The sequence below is a fragment of the Nonomuraea sp. NPDC050202 genome, from assembly GCF_040656115.1.
Classification (GTDB): Bacteria; Actinomycetota; Actinomycetes; order Streptosporangiales; family Streptosporangiaceae; genus Nonomuraea.
Genome location: NZ_JBFALF010000002.1, coordinates 300,909 through 315,634 on the forward strand (window position 1 = coordinate 300,909; position 14,726 = coordinate 315,634).

At 69.4% G+C, this 14,726-nt stretch carries 14 protein-coding genes; all 14 read left to right on the top strand.

The annotated features are described in order from the left end of the window. Positions 1-3 precede the first annotated feature (3 nt). The 14 genes from AB0I79_RS06615 to AB0I79_RS06680 all read left to right on the top strand — a co-directional run bounded on the left by AB0I79_RS06615 (position 4) and on the right by AB0I79_RS06680 (position 14,027). Positions 4-1,362 carry a hypothetical protein gene (locus tag AB0I79_RS06615; RefSeq protein WP_357867892.1) on the top strand — a complete coding sequence of 453 codons (1,359 nt, stop codon included), beginning with the start codon at positions 4-6 and terminating at the stop codon, positions 1,360-1,362. Then, positions 1,359-2,201, top strand: coding sequence for a hypothetical protein (locus tag AB0I79_RS06620; RefSeq protein WP_357867894.1), 843 nt, complete (start codon positions 1,359-1,361; stop codon positions 2,199-2,201). The genes AB0I79_RS06615 and AB0I79_RS06620 overlap by 4 nt, the downstream gene beginning before the upstream one ends. A gap of 52 nt (positions 2,202-2,253) precedes the next feature. Beyond that, entirely contained in the window at positions 2,254-2,715 is a 462-nt protein-coding gene (locus AB0I79_RS06625; RefSeq protein WP_357867897.1) for a hypothetical protein, read from the top strand. After that, positions 2,715-3,149 (top strand): HK97 gp10 family phage protein, encoded by a 435-nt coding sequence (locus tag AB0I79_RS06630; RefSeq protein WP_357867900.1) that lies wholly within the window; start codon positions 2,715-2,717, stop codon positions 3,147-3,149. Before AB0I79_RS06625 ends, AB0I79_RS06630 begins: the two co-directional genes overlap by 1 nt. A gap of 16 nt (positions 3,150-3,165) precedes the next feature. Further along, complete coding sequence (locus AB0I79_RS06635; RefSeq protein ID WP_357867902.1) at positions 3,166-3,669, top strand: hypothetical protein; 504 nt, start codon at positions 3,166-3,168, stop codon at positions 3,667-3,669. Between the two features lie 241 nt (positions 3,670-3,910). Further along, positions 3,911-4,396, top strand: a complete 486-nt coding sequence (locus AB0I79_RS06640; protein WP_357867905.1) for a hypothetical protein — start codon at positions 3,911-3,913, stop codon at positions 4,394-4,396. Then, positions 4,393-4,896 carry a hypothetical protein gene (locus AB0I79_RS06645; RefSeq protein WP_357867907.1) on the top strand — a complete coding sequence of 168 codons (504 nt, stop codon included), beginning with the start codon at positions 4,393-4,395 and terminating at the stop codon, positions 4,894-4,896. Before AB0I79_RS06640 ends, AB0I79_RS06645 begins: the two co-directional genes overlap by 4 nt. Positions 4,897-5,187: 291 nt before the next feature. Continuing rightward, positions 5,188-8,718: a hypothetical protein gene (locus tag AB0I79_RS06650; RefSeq protein WP_357867910.1), complete on the top strand. Its 3,531-nt coding sequence runs from the start codon at positions 5,188-5,190 to the stop codon at positions 8,716-8,718. Then, positions 8,715-10,559, top strand: coding sequence for a hypothetical protein (locus tag AB0I79_RS06655; protein ID WP_357867913.1), 1,845 nt, complete (start codon positions 8,715-8,717; stop codon positions 10,557-10,559). Before AB0I79_RS06650 ends, AB0I79_RS06655 begins: the two co-directional genes overlap by 4 nt. Positions 10,560-10,570: 11 nt before the next feature. Then, entirely contained in the window at positions 10,571-11,077 is a 507-nt protein-coding gene (locus AB0I79_RS06660) for a hypothetical protein (protein WP_357867916.1), read from the top strand. Between the two features lie 123 nt (positions 11,078-11,200). Continuing rightward, positions 11,201-11,542, top strand: coding sequence for a hypothetical protein (locus AB0I79_RS06665; protein ID WP_357867919.1), 342 nt, complete (start codon positions 11,201-11,203; stop codon positions 11,540-11,542). Positions 11,543-12,196: 654 nt separating this feature from the next. Further along, positions 12,197-12,898, top strand: a complete 702-nt coding sequence (locus AB0I79_RS06670; protein WP_357867922.1) for a peptidoglycan recognition family protein — start codon at positions 12,197-12,199, stop codon at positions 12,896-12,898. A 214-nt stretch (positions 12,899-13,112) separates the two neighbouring features. After that, the gene (locus tag AB0I79_RS06675; RefSeq protein ID WP_357867925.1) at positions 13,113-13,649 is read left to right on the top strand and encodes a hypothetical protein; all 537 of its coding nucleotides are present in this window, start codon (positions 13,113-13,115) and stop codon (positions 13,647-13,649) included. A gap of 9 nt (positions 13,650-13,658) precedes the next feature. Then, complete coding sequence (locus AB0I79_RS06680) at positions 13,659-14,027, top strand: hypothetical protein (protein ID WP_357867928.1); 369 nt, start codon at positions 13,659-13,661, stop codon at positions 14,025-14,027. The last annotated feature ends 699 nt before the right edge of the window (positions 14,028-14,726 follow it).

The following is a 14,726-nucleotide window of genomic DNA, read 5'->3' on the forward strand; positions in this document are numbered from 1 at the left end:
TCCGTGACCACGATCCGCAGCGTCACGGTCCAGACCAACAACGGCAGCTCGCCGACGACCACCGTGGTGACGCCGTCGGATGCGACGGCCGCGCAGGTCGGCGATGTGCTGCTGGTGATCCATGGCAACGACTTCTACCCGGCGGCGAACATGCCGACGCCGACCGTGTCGCCAGGCTCGCCGACACTCACCCCGGTACCGAACGGGGCGGCCGACTCGGGCGACACTGGTGCGCACATCAAGAGCTACACCGCCACCGTCGCCACTGCGGGTGCGCAGACGGTGTCCGTCACCGAGACGGGGAGCGCCGACGAGGAGAAAGCCCTCGTCGTCTACGTGCTCGCCGGGGCCGACGCTGCGAACCCGATCGACGCGGCGGCGGCCACGTTCTCGACGTCGGCGACGCCTCAGCCCGCCCCGTCGGTGTCGCCGTCCACGTCGGATGCGCTGCTGATCTGCCACAACAACTCCGGCGGCGGCGCCAGTACGGCGAGCTACACCACGCCGGGCGGCATGGTCGAGCAGTACGAGATCCATGTCGGCGGCCTGTCGGGCGTGGGCGCGACCGAGCATCTGCTGGTGTCCGGAGCGACCGGCACCCGCACGTTCACCGCCGCGTCCAGCGTCCAGTGGGCCGCGGTCTCCATCGCGATCCGGTCGGCGGCGGCCGGCGGCGGCACGACGGCCAACGCCCAGGAAGCGGCGGCGACGGCTTCGGCCAACAACGCCACGGCGGCGGTCGCCCCGGGCGCCCAGGCGGCCACGGCACTGGCCGAGGCGCTGTTCGACCCGGGCACGTCCGTCAGCGTCGAGCTTGTGGCTGACGCGCCGATCGAGATCCAGGCGACCGCCCATGATGTGACCGCGACGGTGGCGCCGTCACCCGCAGGCGCGCTGGCTACGGCGGTTGCGGCTGACCCGTCGGCGGTGGTGGCGGCGTCGGTCGGGCTGGCGTCCGGTACGGCGGCGGCCCAGGATGCGACGGTGATCACTGCCACGGGCACGACGGCGCTGGCGGAGGTGGCCGCGGCCTCGGGCGCGGCGCTCGATGCAGGTGCAGCCGTGCTCGCGTCGGCTGGCACGGTCACGGGCTCGGCGGTTGGGCTGGATGCGACTGCGCAGGTCGTGGTGGTCGCGGTTGCGCAGGTGGCTGAGGCCTTGGCGGCTGGCGTCGATCCGGCGGCGGCTGTCGCTCCTGGCGCGGTGGCGGCTGGGGCGGTGGCGGCGGGCCAGGACGCGACTGGTCCGGGTGAGCCGGTGCCTCAGGTGAGCGTGGGCGGGATGCGGGCGCGCGTGCGGCGCGGCCCGGCGATGGCAGGCGGCCGGCGGCGTGCGGCGGCGATGACGGGAGGGCGGCCATGAGCTTCGATCTGGGCGATCCTGTCCCCCTGAGTGTCACGATCACGGATGAGACCGACGCGCTCGCGAACGCCGGGAACGTCCGGCTGACCATTGCATTGCCAGACGGGACGACCGTCGTACAGGACCCGGTGCCGCCGACGACGACCGGGATCTACGACTTCACGTACGAGACTGTGCAGGCCGGCGTCCATCGGGTGCGCTGGGTCGCCACCCCGCCGAATGCCGCCGCCTACGGCGATGTGTTCGTGGTGGAACCCGCCGATGGTGCGCCGTTCGTCAGCCTGACCGACACCAAGACGCATCTAGGGATGGATCTGGACCGTCACGAGGATGACGAGGCGCTGCGCGAGTTCATCGGCGCGGGCTGCCAGGTCATCGAGGACCGGATGGGACACGTCACCCCGAAGACGGTGGTGTCGGACGTGTCCGCCCGCCGCGGTGTGGTGGTGCTGCCGGAACGGCCGGTCATCTCGATCACGAGCGTGGTCCGGCTGCCCGGCGGCGACGCGATCGCACCGGCTGACGCGCTGGCGGGGACGGACGGCTACACGCTGAAACACTCCGAGGGCGTGCTGCTGCTGCCGCTCTGGTGCGGCGGCGCGCGTGTCACCTACCGGGTCGGCCGGACACCGCTGGGGCCGAACTACCGCCTGGCCGCGCTGGACCTGATCCTGCACCTGTGGCAGGGGTCGCAGCGCAACAACGGCGGCGGCCGTCCGATGCTCGGCGACTCCGACGCGATCGCCGCCTCGGTGAAGCCGTACGCCCTGCCGTACAGGGTCAGTGAGTTGCTGGGCCTGAAGCGGCACCAGGAACGCGATGAGCCTCTCATCGGCTAAACGCCCGCCAGACGTTCTCAGACGGTTTGTAGTCGATTGAGGGGGCTTTCCGGTGTCCACCATCCCCGCCGCGCTGAACGCGCTTGTAGCGCTCGCTGAGCGTGCCTGGCCGGACGTTCAGGTCCTCGACGGCGGGCCCACCAACCACGTTCAGCGCGATGTGATCGAGATCGGCTACAGCGGCAGCCCGAACGAGCCGGACGTGCGCTCGACACTGACGCGCGAACAGCTCGACATGCAGCCAGACCTCGAACGGTACGACGTCATGTGCCTGGTCAGCGCGTGGCGCGGCGACACCCGCCGCGACGGCCGGCCGGACGCCCGCACCACCCGCGAGCGCGCGTTCGAGCTGCTGGCCGGTATCCGGTCTGAGCTCGGCAAGGACTCCCGGCTTGGCGACACGGTCATGATGGCCCGGATGTCCACCTTGGACATGATCGCCGACCAGACATCGGACGGGCCAGTGTGCACGATCAGGTTCGTCGTTCACATCGACGCGTTCCCGGACGCCTGATGGCCGAGCCGTCCGACCCGACAGAGGCGATCCGCGCACTGCAGAAGGACCTCGGTGCGATCGAGCCCGAACTGCGCAAGAAGCTCCGCCCGGCGCTGAAGGCCGCGGCCGAACCGATCGTCGCGGACGCCAAGCAACGCGCCTCCTGGTCAGCACGAATCCCGAGGGCGATCACGCTCAGCATCCGGTTCGCCAAGCGCGACCCAGGCGTGTCCATGCGGGTCCGGCGCGCGATCGCACCCCACGGACGGCCGCTGGAAGGCATCCGGGGCAACGCCACCTTCCGTCACCCGGTGCACGGCCACCGCGACCGGTGGGTCAACCAGGACACCAAGCCCTACCTGGCGCCAGCGGCGGAAGCCGGCATGGACGGCGCTCTGGCAGCCACCGTCGCTGCGGTGGATGAGACAGCGAGGGAGCACGGCTTCCGATGACCGAAAGGACCCCCTGATGGCCTTCAACCTGCGGGCCAGTTGGCAGCTCGAATCGGAGCTGACCTCCCCGCTCGACCTGACCACCCCGTCCAACCTGCTGAAGCTGGCCCGGCAGATCGCCTTCGGTGAAGGCGCGGGCGCCGGCCAGGCGAACATGATCTGGTCGGACCGGCGCACGATAGCCGCGTCGGCGACAGATTCGATCGACCTAGCCGGTTCGCTGACCGGTCCGTTCGGCACCAGCCTGACCTTCGCCCGGATCAAGATGCTGCTCGTGCTGGCCGCGGCCGGCAACACCAACAACGTCAACGTGACCCGCCCGGCCAGCAACGGCGCACCGCTGTTCCTGGCCACCGGTGACGGGATCCCGGTCAAGCCCGGCGGGATGTTCTGGTGGTACGACCCGTCCGCCGCGGGCGTGGCCGTCACCGCGGGCACCGGCGACCTGGTCGACCTTGTCAACAGCGCCGCAGGCACGCCGGTGACGTACGACATCGTCATCGTCGGGGCGTCGTCGTGAGCAGCCCGGATCGGATGTGGGTCCGTCACCCGCACATCGACGACGGCGAACGCAAGGTCGAGATCCCGAGGTCGGCGCTGCGCCACTACCGGCGCTCCGGCTGGGAGGAGACCGACCCGCCGCCCCCGCCGGAGCCGCGTCGCCGGCCCGAGAAGACGTCGGAAGCCCCTGCCGAGGCGGGGGCTTCTGCTTTGCCCGACAAGTCGCCGCGTGGTCGGCGCGTACCCCGAGGGGATGAGTAATGGTCGCCACGCCGATCACGCCGGCCAGCAGGTTCTTCCGGCCCGGCATCACCAAGTGCTACTGGGTGCCGACGATCGCCAACATCAACGCGCCCACCAGGTCGGAGCTGAACGCCGGCGTTGACCTGTCCAAGGACATCGCCGACATCGCCGGATGGATGGTGTCCGGCCAGGCGATCGCCACGCCGGACCTGAACAGCCGGTTCGTCAGCTCCATCCCGGGCCTGACCAACGCCGACGAGTCCAGCATCACCTTCTACGAGGGGGTGGACGGCGAGGACGCCCGCACGGTGATGCCGCGCGACGAGGAGGGCAACATCGTGTGGCTGGACGGCGGGGATGTCGCCGGCAGGCTCATGGACGTGTTCCCGGTTCGGGTGCTGAGCGTGGGCAAGATCCGGTCGATGGGTGCGGAGGCGGGCCGGTTCACCACCCAGTACTCCGTCGTGTCTGAGCCCGCCGAGAACGTGGTGATCCCGGCGTGAGCCTGCGCGAGCGCCTGCTCAACCGTCCCCGCCCGAGCGGCGAGTTCCCGCTCCGCGTCGAGGACGACACGGCGGCGCGCGACGAACTCGAGCGTGCGCGCCGCCTGCTCACCCTGCTGCTGGTGCAGGGCGGCGCTGAGGCGGCCGCACTGGAGCAGGCCCGCGCCGACGTGCGGGAGGCGGAGGGCAAGCTGCGGGCCTGCTTCGCGTTCGTCACTCTGCGTGCCTTGCCCGCGACCGACTTCGAGGCGCTGGTCGCCGCACACAAGCCGCGCCCCGAAACAAAGGACCAGATGTTCAACCTCGACACCTTCCCGCGGGCGTGCTTCCTGGCGTGCGTCGAGGGCGACCTGACACCGCAGGAGTGGGAGCACCTGTGGGAGACGGGCATGTCCAACGCCGAGCAGGTCGAGGCGGGTAACGCGGCGATCCGGGTCAACATCCGTACGCCGGACGAGTCGCTCCCAAAAGGCTGGGCGCGGACCGAACCCTCCAGCTAGAACTGGACGTCTGCGCCGCCTACCGGATCCCCCACTCCGAATTCCTACGCTGGGACCCCGACGACCGGGACAAGGCCGTCTGGCATTGGATCTGGCGCCGCCAGGAGTGCCAGCACTGCGGCACACGCCCGGATGAGTGGGATGAGACGCGGGGCGGCAACCGCAACGCCTACGTCGGCGAGAAGCGGCGGTGCCGCGGCTGTGAAGTTAAAGACCGCACCCAGGAGACGGTCACGCCCGAGGACGGGCGAGGCGTCTACGTCGCGCTGATCCGCAACGAGGAGGTGCGCCGTGCCGACTCGTGACCTGGTGATCGCCCTCAAATCGAAGTGGGACGGCGTGGGCCTCGACCGCGCCGACAAGGGACTGAAGACCACCGAGAGCTCGTCGCGGGCGCTGACACGCGAGCTCGAGCGGATAGAGAAGCAGGCCCGACAGCAGGGCACGACGCTCGCGCAGGCCGGTGCTCAGGCCGGCCGGTTCGGTGACCAGCTCGACGACGTCGGCCGTACCGCCATCAAAACCCGCAGGCTGCTGGAGGATGCCACTAAGCGCCTGCCGCGCATCGAGATCACGGCGGACAGTTCGGACGCGGAACGCGAACTGGACCGCCTGTCAACGCGCCTGCGGTCGCTGTCCGACCAGCGCATCGGCATCGACCTCGACGCCCGGGAGGCGGCCAACGAGGCGGAGGCGATCCGGCGCGAACTGGTCGCGCTCGCCGCGCTTCACCCCGAGGTGGTTGTCGGCGCCAACATCGACCGCGCCGTCCGCGACCTGGACAAGGTGGAGCGTGAAGCCCGCGACCTCGACCGGCGCGTGACCGTCCAGGTCGACGTGGACGGCGCGTCGGCGTCGGCCGCGGCGATCGGCATGATTCAGACCGCGCTCAGCCTGGTCCGCTCGTCGGGTCCGGCGACCGGGGCGGCGGTGGCAGCCGGGCTGGTGGCGATCCCCGCGGCGGCGGCGCTGGCCAGCAACGCGGTCGTGGTCGGCCTCGGCGGCGCGCTGGCCGGGCTCGGCCTGGCCGCAGCCCAGGGCTCGGATGCCGCGCAGGACGCGATCGGCCAGATGAAGATGGCGGTCAAGCGCGAGGCGGAGCTGATCGGGCAGCCGTTCGAACGCGTCTGGACCGTGATCGCGCTGGCCGCCGAGCGGGAGCTGGGCCAGCTGTCGCCGGTCGTGCGCCGCAACCTGTCCGAGCTCGCCCCGGAGTTCGAGGACTTCGCCGAGCGCGGCATCGACAGCCTGTCCGAGTTCGAACCGGCCATCGACGCCATCCAGAGGGCATTCTCCTCCGTGCTGTCCGAACTGGGTCCCCGCTTGCCGGAGATCATGCAACGGCTCGCCTCCGCGATCACCACGGTCACTCAGGCCGTCGAGGAGGATCCGCAACTGCTGGCGGACATGGCCGTCAACCTGGCCAAAGTCGCGCAATGGGCGGCTGAGGTGACCACGCAGCTCGCCAAGTTCGGCCGGTGGGCGTCCGAGCACGCCGGGCTCGTCAAGACGTTGACGGCGGTGCTGGTGCCGTTCGGCGCCGCGCTTGGCGAGGTCACGGTCCAGTCGATGCAGGTAGAGCGCACGAATATCGCCATGTCGCAGAGCAGCCGGCAGGCCGCCCAGGACTTCGGCGTGATTTCCTCCGCTGCTGATGAGGCGTCCCAGGAGATGCAGAAGGCGTGGGCGGGCGCCTACACCAGCTTCGTGCAGCTCGGCGAGGTGATGGGCAACGTGCAGCAGCGCTCCTCCGGCGTGGGGAGCGCGGCGCAGGCGCATGCCCGTGCGGCTGAGGTGCAGCGGCAGGGCGCCGAACGAATCGCCCGGGCTGAGCAGGAGCTCGCCGACGTGCAGGAGCAGTCGGCCGAGCGGATCGCCGCCGCCAAGCAGCGGGTGAAGGACGCCCAGAGGGCCGCGGCCGACGCTGCGGAAGCCGCTCAGGACCGCATCCGGGACGCTGAGGCCGGCGTGGCCGCCGCGGTGGAGGAAGGCGCACAGCGGGAGGCGGACGCGCAGCGCCGTGTCGAGGATGCCCGCGAGCAGGCCGCCCGCGCTGCGGAGGAGTCGGGCCGGCGGATCGAGGATGCTGAGCGGCGGCTCGCCGACGCCCAGCAGGACGCGGCGGCCCGGCAGGTGGACGCCGAACGCCGGGTGCAGGACGCGCACCGGCGCACCGCGGAGGCGGTCGAGGACCTCACCGCGGCCCGGGAGCGGGCACAGGAACGGCTTGAGGACCTGATCGCCGCCGAGTCCGGTAGCGCCCTCGACGAGGAGGGCGCTGCCCTGGCGATCGAGCGGGCCCGCCAGCGGATGGAGGAGATCAACGCCGATCCGGAGGCGAGCGACCTCGACCGGCGTGAGGCGGAGCTCGCCTACCGGCAGGCTCTCCAGCGGCTGGAGGAGGTGCGGCGCCGCAACCAGGAGCTGCGGGAGGATCTCGCCGACGCGCAGAGGCGCGGCATCGACGGGTCGTCCGAGGTCGTGGACGCGATCGGCCGCATCGAGGACGCGCGCCGGGCGGAGTCCGAGGCCGAAGAGGCGGCGTCCCGGCAGCGGGAGGAGAACGCCCGCGCGGTCGGCGACGCTGAGCAGGCGCTCGCGGACGCGCACCGCGACGCGGCCCGGCAGCGGGAGGACGCCGAGCGTCAGCTTGCGGACGCCGAGACGGAGCTGGACCGCACCCGGGCCGAGAACGCGCGCGCGGTCAAGGAGGCGCAGGAGGAGGTGGCCCGCGCGGAGAAGGAGGCCGCGCAGACGGCCAAGGACTCCGCCCGCCAGATCGCAGAGGCGCAGTCGGAAGCGGCCAAGGCGGTGCGTGACGCGGCCCGCGATGTGACGGAGGCTGAGCAGCGGGTCCGCGATACCCGCCGCGAGGTGGCCCGCGACACCCGCGACGCCAACGACAGCGTGATGGAGTCGTACGCGAAGCTGCGCGGCGACGCCAAGCTAACCAGCGAGGAACTGCTGCGAGAGCTGGAGAAGCAGGTCGCCGACCAGGAGCGGTGGGCCGACAACCTGATCCGTCTCGCCGGCCGGGTGCCGGACTCCATGCTCGCCGAGCTCGCCAAGCTGGGCCCGGGCGCGGCCGGGGTCATCGCCGCCGCGGCGGACATGAGCGACGCGGAGTTGAAGAGGTTCATCGAACTGCACGGCCGCAGCGGCAAGGAAGCCGGCGACACCTTCGCCAGGAATCTGGAGGAGGCCGCCCCCATCCTGCGGGAGATCGCCGCACAGCGCGGCAAGGAGGTCGCCGACAAGGTCCGCGAAGGCATGGACGGGGGCAGGACCAGCGTGTACGACGCTGCGCTGCGGGTGGGCTTGGAGATCAGCAAGGGTGTCGGCTCCGACCGCCAGGTGCGCATCATCGTGGACACGGCCGAGGCCGACGCCACCATGAACGCCTGGCTGCTCAAATACTCGGCGCAGATCAACGCCCACTACGCGGACGGCGGCATCGCCTACTTCGCCGGCGGCGCCGAGCACCACGTCGCCCAGATCGCCGGACCCGGCATCACCCGCGTGTGGAACGAGCCCGAAACCGGCGGCGAGGCCTATATCCCTCTCGCCATGTCCAAGCGCGGCAGGTCGGAGGAGATCCTCTCCGAGGTCGCGGAGAAGTTCGGCGGCAGGTTCTACCGGACCATGCCCGTGTCCAGGTCAGCGGTGTCTGCGGGAGGAGGCGGCATGTACCGGCCGGCGCCCGTCTACAACATCACCGTCCACGGAGGCATGGACTCCGGACCGGAAATCGGCCGCCGAGTCGTGTCCGCCATCCAGGAGTACGAGCGGGGATCCGGCGCCGCTTGGAGGCGTACAACGTGAGCCTCCCCACCATCTCCGTCGAGGTGATGTTCGACAACACCGCTCCCGCCGGGAACGCGAAGACGAACAGCTTCGACGGCGGGACGAACAACACGACGATCACGACCGGGAACAGCGGCGGGTCGTCCGGGAGCGCGTTCAACGTCATCACCGGGGCGCCGCGTTTCTCCAACGCCCAGGTGTTCGGCGGGTCCGGCCTGTCGGCAATGAACCCGACCTCGGGCGCCGACTGCCACATGGACTGGACCGGCGTCACCCAGGTCGGGAACGTCTTCTGCCTGCGCTTGTACATGTACCTCGTGAGCGCGACCAGCGCCATCCAGCGCGTTGCCGTGGTGCAAGGGCCTACCGGTGTGGTCAGCGCCGTCTGGATGACCTCAACGCGGAGCCTACGCGTCTACCTCGGCTTCTCCATCTCGATCGCGGCGCAGCTCACCACCCCCGTGCCCACAGGCCAGTGGTGCAGGGTCGAACTGCGCTACACGATCGACTCGACAGGCTCGGGCACGGCGGAGATCTGGCGGTACGACGACGCCAGCTCCGCCATCGCCACCGACTACGCCATCAGCTCCACCCAGACGTGGCCGTCCGGGAAGCCGGGCATGGTCGAATGGCACCTGCAGCGCGACGCGGGCGGCTACTGGCACATGGACAACGTGGCCGTCTCCGACCAGCGGATCGGCCCCGTTCAGGGCACGTGGACGAACGTGACGCTGCGAGCCAAGCGCGGCATCACCACCCGGCGCGGATCCTCCCGCGTCGAGTCCCCCGTGATCCGGTACGACGCCGGCACAGCCTCCTGCCACGTCAACAACACCGACCGCCGTTTCGACCCGACCGCGCTGGACGGCCCGTACGCGACCGGCGTCCGCAGCAAGGTCACCGCGATGCGCCCCATCCGCTACCGGGCCACCTGGAACGCCGTCACCTACGACCTGTGGCGGGGCTTCATCGACAAGTGGGACGTCGACCACGTCGCCGACGTCTACTCGGAGGCGCTCGTCACCGCCACGGACGGCTTCAAGGTCCTCCGCAACCGGCGCAGGCCCGCGGTCGCTCCGGTCGGCGCGGGCGAGAACGCCGGGGCACGCGTCTCCCGGATCCTCGACTCCGCAGGCTGGCCGCCCACCGACCGGTCGATCGCGACAGGCAACAGCACACTGCAGGCCACCGAGCTGGAGGGCGAAGCACTCGCCGAGCTGCAGGCCGTCGCAGAGTCGGAGATCGGCGAACTGTACATCGACGCTTCGGGCCGGGTGGTGTTCCGCAACCGGCAGGCTCTCATCCTGGAAACCAGGTCGAACACCGTGCAGGCGACGTTCGGCACCAACGGGGTCTTCACGCCAGCGAGAACGAAGCTCGTCACCGACGACGCAACCCTGTGGAACGAGATCCGCGCCCAACGCGAAGGCGGAGTCGAGCAGGTCGCAGGCGACGCGGCCAGCCAGGGCGAGTTCCTGGTCAAGACGTTCCCGGCGTCCGGGCTGCTACTGCAGGACGACACGGCGGTGGCCGGTTACGCGTCCTGGATCCTGTACGTGTCCAAGGAGCCCGAGACGCGCTTCGACTTCCTGGAGATCCACGCCCACGCCAACCCTGACGTGCTCTTCCCCATCGTGCTGAGCCGGGAGATTGGCGACCGGATCCGCATCATCCGGCAGCCGGCCGGCGGCGGCGACCCGATCACCCGGGATGTGTTCATTCGAGGCATCTCGCACCAGACAACTGGGGCGACATGGATCACCACGTGGACGCTGCAGAGCGCGACCAAGTACGGGTCGTTCTTCGTCCTCAACAATTCGATCTTGGGCAGGCTCGATGAGAACGCCCTCGGCTTCTAGGAGGGGCGGTCATGCCCGGCTTCGTTAACTGGGTCTCTGGTCAGATCCTCAACGCATCCGACCTGATGAGGCTTCCACAGCAAGACATCGTGCTCAAAGCCGCCGACCAGAACATCGCTAGCAACGTGAGCCCTGTGGATGACACCCATCTCTTTATGAGCGTGGCGGCAAACACGAAATACTGGGTCGAGGGCTTCATCATCTACACAGGTCCCACTGCTGCTGACATTCAGTTCACATGGTCGTTTCCGGCAGGATGTACCTTCCGATGGACGAACGACGCCATATTCGAACCACCTGGCGTAGCGGGCGACATCGATCGAAGGTGCTACACCGGATCGGATCTGGTACTGGCGAGCACGATCACCGGCTTTGACCTGGTGGCGCTGCCTCGCGGGGTTTTACAGGTAGCAGGGACCGCAGGGACTTTGCGCTTCCGGTGGTGCCAGTGGGCCAGCAATGCCACAGCCTGCGTCGTTAAGACCAACTCCATGCTGCGGCTCACGAAGGTGTCGTGACCAGCAACCATTTGTCGTTCCGCTGACAGTTCCCCTTGACGTGCCGCCCGTCTGCTGAGGGTGCGGGGCGGGCGGCACCCACACCTACCGGCCCGCGGGCCACCGTCTGCAGGAGGGGGACGTGTGCCCGACTCGCCCACCCCGTGGGAGCTGCACCGCACGATGGAGGCCCTCCGGCACACGCTGGAGTCCGGGTTCAACAGCCTCAACAGCCGCCTGGACCGGGTCGTGTCGAGCGAGCTGTTCGCCGCCTACCAGCAGCATGTGCAGAAGGAGTTCGACGACCACGAGCGCGAGCTGGCGGCGCTCAGAGCGGACCGTGAGGCCGACAAGAAGGAGCGCGACGCCGAGCGGGTGCAGCGGGCAAACGACCGCCGCCTGATCGGCCTGGCCGTCTTCACATCCATCATCGCGCCGCTCGTCATCCTGCTCATCCAGCTATGGCTGAACAGCGGGAGGACCTGATGGGCCGCCACCAGGACGACGGTCTCGGCTTCGACAGCGTCGCCGACGACCCCGACAAGGTGAAGCGGGGCCGCCCCAGGCTGTGGCTGCTGCCGCTCGTCGTCGCCGTCGTTTTCACTGCGGTGCTTGGCGCGCTGATGGTACAGATCAACGAGCTCGGCAAAAGGGTCCGGCAGGCGGAGAACGATCGCACCATCCTCACCGAGCAGGTGGAACGGATGGGCGGCGTTCCGCTCGTATCCCCTTCAGCCGGCCCTCCTGGGGAGCGCGGCCAACGCGGCGAGATGGGCCCTCCAGGGCAGACGATCGTCGGGCCTCGCGGCTCCCCAGGCCCGAGCGGGCCTGCCGGAAGGCCGGGCCGAGACGGTGTTGCCGGCCCTACGGGACCGCCGGGAGTGGCGGGCAGCCCGGGGCCGAAGGGCGAACCAGGAGAGAGCGTTACCGGCCCTCCTGGACCACGTGGGGAGCCCGGAGCGGACGGCAAAGACGGCGTGGACGGCAAGGATTCCACCGTTCCGGGTCCGCAGGGCGAGAGAGGCCCGGCTGGGCCGCCACCGAGCGGCTGGACCTACACCGACCATCTCGGCGTCACGCACACCTGCACTCCCGTCGAACCGGGATCCACCACCTACACCTGCAAGCCGGGAGGCTGAGATGAGACTCGTGAAGCGCTCCGAGTTCGGCTGGGGCGCGACAGGCGCCTCTTACGCCAAGCCGACCCGCGGCTTGGTCATCCACTACGACAGCGTCGACCAAGGGCTGGAGCGTAAGCAGCATTCGGCGTGCCTGGGCTACTGGCAGCGCACTCGAGACTTTCACCGCGGGCCGGCGCGGCAGTGGGTGGACATCGGCTACTCGTACGGGGCCTGCCCGCACGGCTACGTATTCGAGGGCCGCGGACTCAACCGGGCGCAGGCCGCCCAGCCGTCCGGCAACACCACCTACTACAGCGTGACGCTCATGTCCGGGCCGAACGAGGACCCGACCCCGGCGCAGATCAACGCCGTGCGCGAGCTCAGGGCGTGGCTGATGGCCAAGGGTATCGGCCCAGCGGTGAAGGGGCACAGGGACTTCTACGCCACCTCCTGCCCCGGAGACCGCCTGTACCGGCTCGTCAAGGACGGCGCCTTCGCCGAACCCCCAACCAGCTTTGATGAGGAGGACGACGTGGCAGCGAAAGACCTGTGGCAGCACGAACTCAAGGTTCCGTTCGGCAAGCCCGACAACCCCGAATGGCAGGCCGGCAACATCCTCGTCAACACCGCCAAGTGGGTGTACGAGCTCCGGGAGGTGATCGCCGACCTGGAGGCCAAGGTGGACTCGCTGCGGGCGCGCCTGGACGAGAACAAGCCGTGACCCGGTGGTGGCTGCAGGTGTGGCCGTACCAAGAGAGACTTCCGCGGCATCCCGAGCCCGCGGTGGAGGGCACGCCTCCTGATCGCGTGCCTGGCCTCGTCGACGAGGCCAACTGATCAGCGAACTCGAAAGGAATCCTTTCCAGTTCACCCGAGCGCCCCGCACAGTGCGGAGGCGCTCTCTTCATGTTCACCTCCTCAAGGAGCATCCTCAAATGCGTCTCAACAAGAGCGCGCTTCTGTTCGCTGCCGTCGTCGCCGCCGCTGGCCTTGTAGGCAGCCCGGCCTCGGCCACCACCCTCGACCTGCCCGTTGGCGCCCTGACGATCGTCGAGGTCGGCACCGACGCCATGGGCAGCGACACGTTCGCCAACCGGAACCGCGAGTTCGTCACCTTCAAGGTCGCGGGCGGCGCTCCGGTCGACATCGACGGTCTCGTGGTCCAGGACAACTGGTCGAAGAACAACGGCAGCCCGCACACCTGCAACAAGTACACGGTCACCGGCCTGCCCGGTCAGGGCTCCGCCGCGATGCTCCAGCCCGGCGAGACGGTCACCGTGTTCAACGGCTCCCGCTGGGGCGGCAACTTCAAGAACGGCGACGAGTACCGGCTGTACGCCAAGAGCGACGTCGACTGCGGCGCGGCCGGCCACTTCCTGAACAACGACGCCGACTCGGTCTGGCTGACCTCCGGCGCCACGCACGTGGCCAGCAAGTCCTGGGACTGGAACGGCGGCTACACCGTCAATTAGGAGGTCGTCGTGAAGAAGGTCACTATCTTCGGGCAGGAGCCCGCGGTCATTCTGTACGCGGTGAACTCGCTGGTGGCGCTGCTGGTCGCGTACGGGCTGGACCTGTCTCAGGAACAGACTGCCGCCATCTCGTCCATCGCGACCGCTGTGGTGGCGATCATCGTCACCATCATGACGCGTCCGATCGTCGTCTCGGCGCTGACTGGTGCCGTGACGACGCTGATGACCGCGGTCGCCGGGTTCGGGCTGGAGTTCACCGCCGACCAGATCGGCGCCACCGTGACGGTCCTGTCGATCGTGCTGGGTCTGGTGCTGCGGGCCAACGTCACGCCCACCTCGGGTCCGGTGCAGCCTTCGGTGGAGGGCCGTCAGCACTGACCAGCCAGGGGGCACTACGGTGCTGTCTGGATGTGTGGATCTCGTCGCTGCTGCGGGCGGCGAGCCCATGCCATGACGGGCCGGGTCACCTACGGGTGGCCCGGCCCTTTTCGCGTCGCAGCTTCAGGGGAAGGCTGCGGGCATGCGCGAAATCGTGAGCCGCCAATTCCCCCACGCCGGCGGGTTCGCCCACGTTGAGGTGGACGGGGGCGGGCACCTCTTCCTCGTGTGCAGCGGGTGCCGATCTGAAGAGTACGAAGCGAACATGGCGGGGGCGCTGTTGCACCTGGTAGAACATGTCGGTCCTGACGTTGTGCCACTGCCCGACTAAATCCCGCCTGTCCCACGCTGGTCGTAATGCAGGTTCGCGCGTGTCGTCAGCCTCAGGTCTCCACTGGACCGTCGCCCTGCAACGAGAAGCCCGCTCGGTCCCTCAGGGGATCGGGCGGGCTTCTTCGTGTTGTACGGCTACCCTGCCAGGACTTGAAGCCGGGGCCACAGTGAGGCACAAGATGGTTCCAAGTGGCGCCCTGTTGCATAGGGGGCATGAGAAACCGAATGACGTCGATGTCCCGCCGCGCTCGCCGTGTTGCCGCTCTGGCCCTGGTGTCTGTCACCACCGTGATCACGATTGGGGCGGCGAGCACGCCCGCTCAGGCCATGCCGTCCGAGTGGTACCGCTGCTACATCTCGGGCCAC

Excerpts from the sequence above, each read along its gene's own strand:
- AB0I79_RS06620 (WP_357867894.1), top strand. The coding sequence starts at position 1,359 with ATGAGCTTCGATCTGGGCGATCCTGTCCCCCTGAGTGTCACGATCACG.
- AB0I79_RS06630 (WP_357867900.1), top strand. The coding sequence starts at position 2,715 with ATGGCCGAGCCGTCCGACCCGACAGAGGCGATCCGCGCACTGCAGAAG.
- AB0I79_RS06635 (WP_357867902.1), top strand. The coding sequence starts at position 3,166 with ATGGCCTTCAACCTGCGGGCCAGTTGGCAGCTCGAATCGGAGCTGACC.
- AB0I79_RS06640 (WP_357867905.1), top strand. The coding sequence starts at position 3,911 with ATGGTCGCCACGCCGATCACGCCGGCCAGCAGGTTCTTCCGGCCCGGC.
- AB0I79_RS06660 (WP_357867916.1), top strand. The coding sequence starts at position 10,571 with ATGCCCGGCTTCGTTAACTGGGTCTCTGGTCAGATCCTCAACGCATCC.
- AB0I79_RS06670 (WP_357867922.1), top strand. The coding sequence starts at position 12,197 with ATGAGACTCGTGAAGCGCTCCGAGTTCGGCTGGGGCGCGACAGGCGCC.
- AB0I79_RS06675 (WP_357867925.1), top strand. The coding sequence starts at position 13,113 with ATGCGTCTCAACAAGAGCGCGCTTCTGTTCGCTGCCGTCGTCGCCGCC.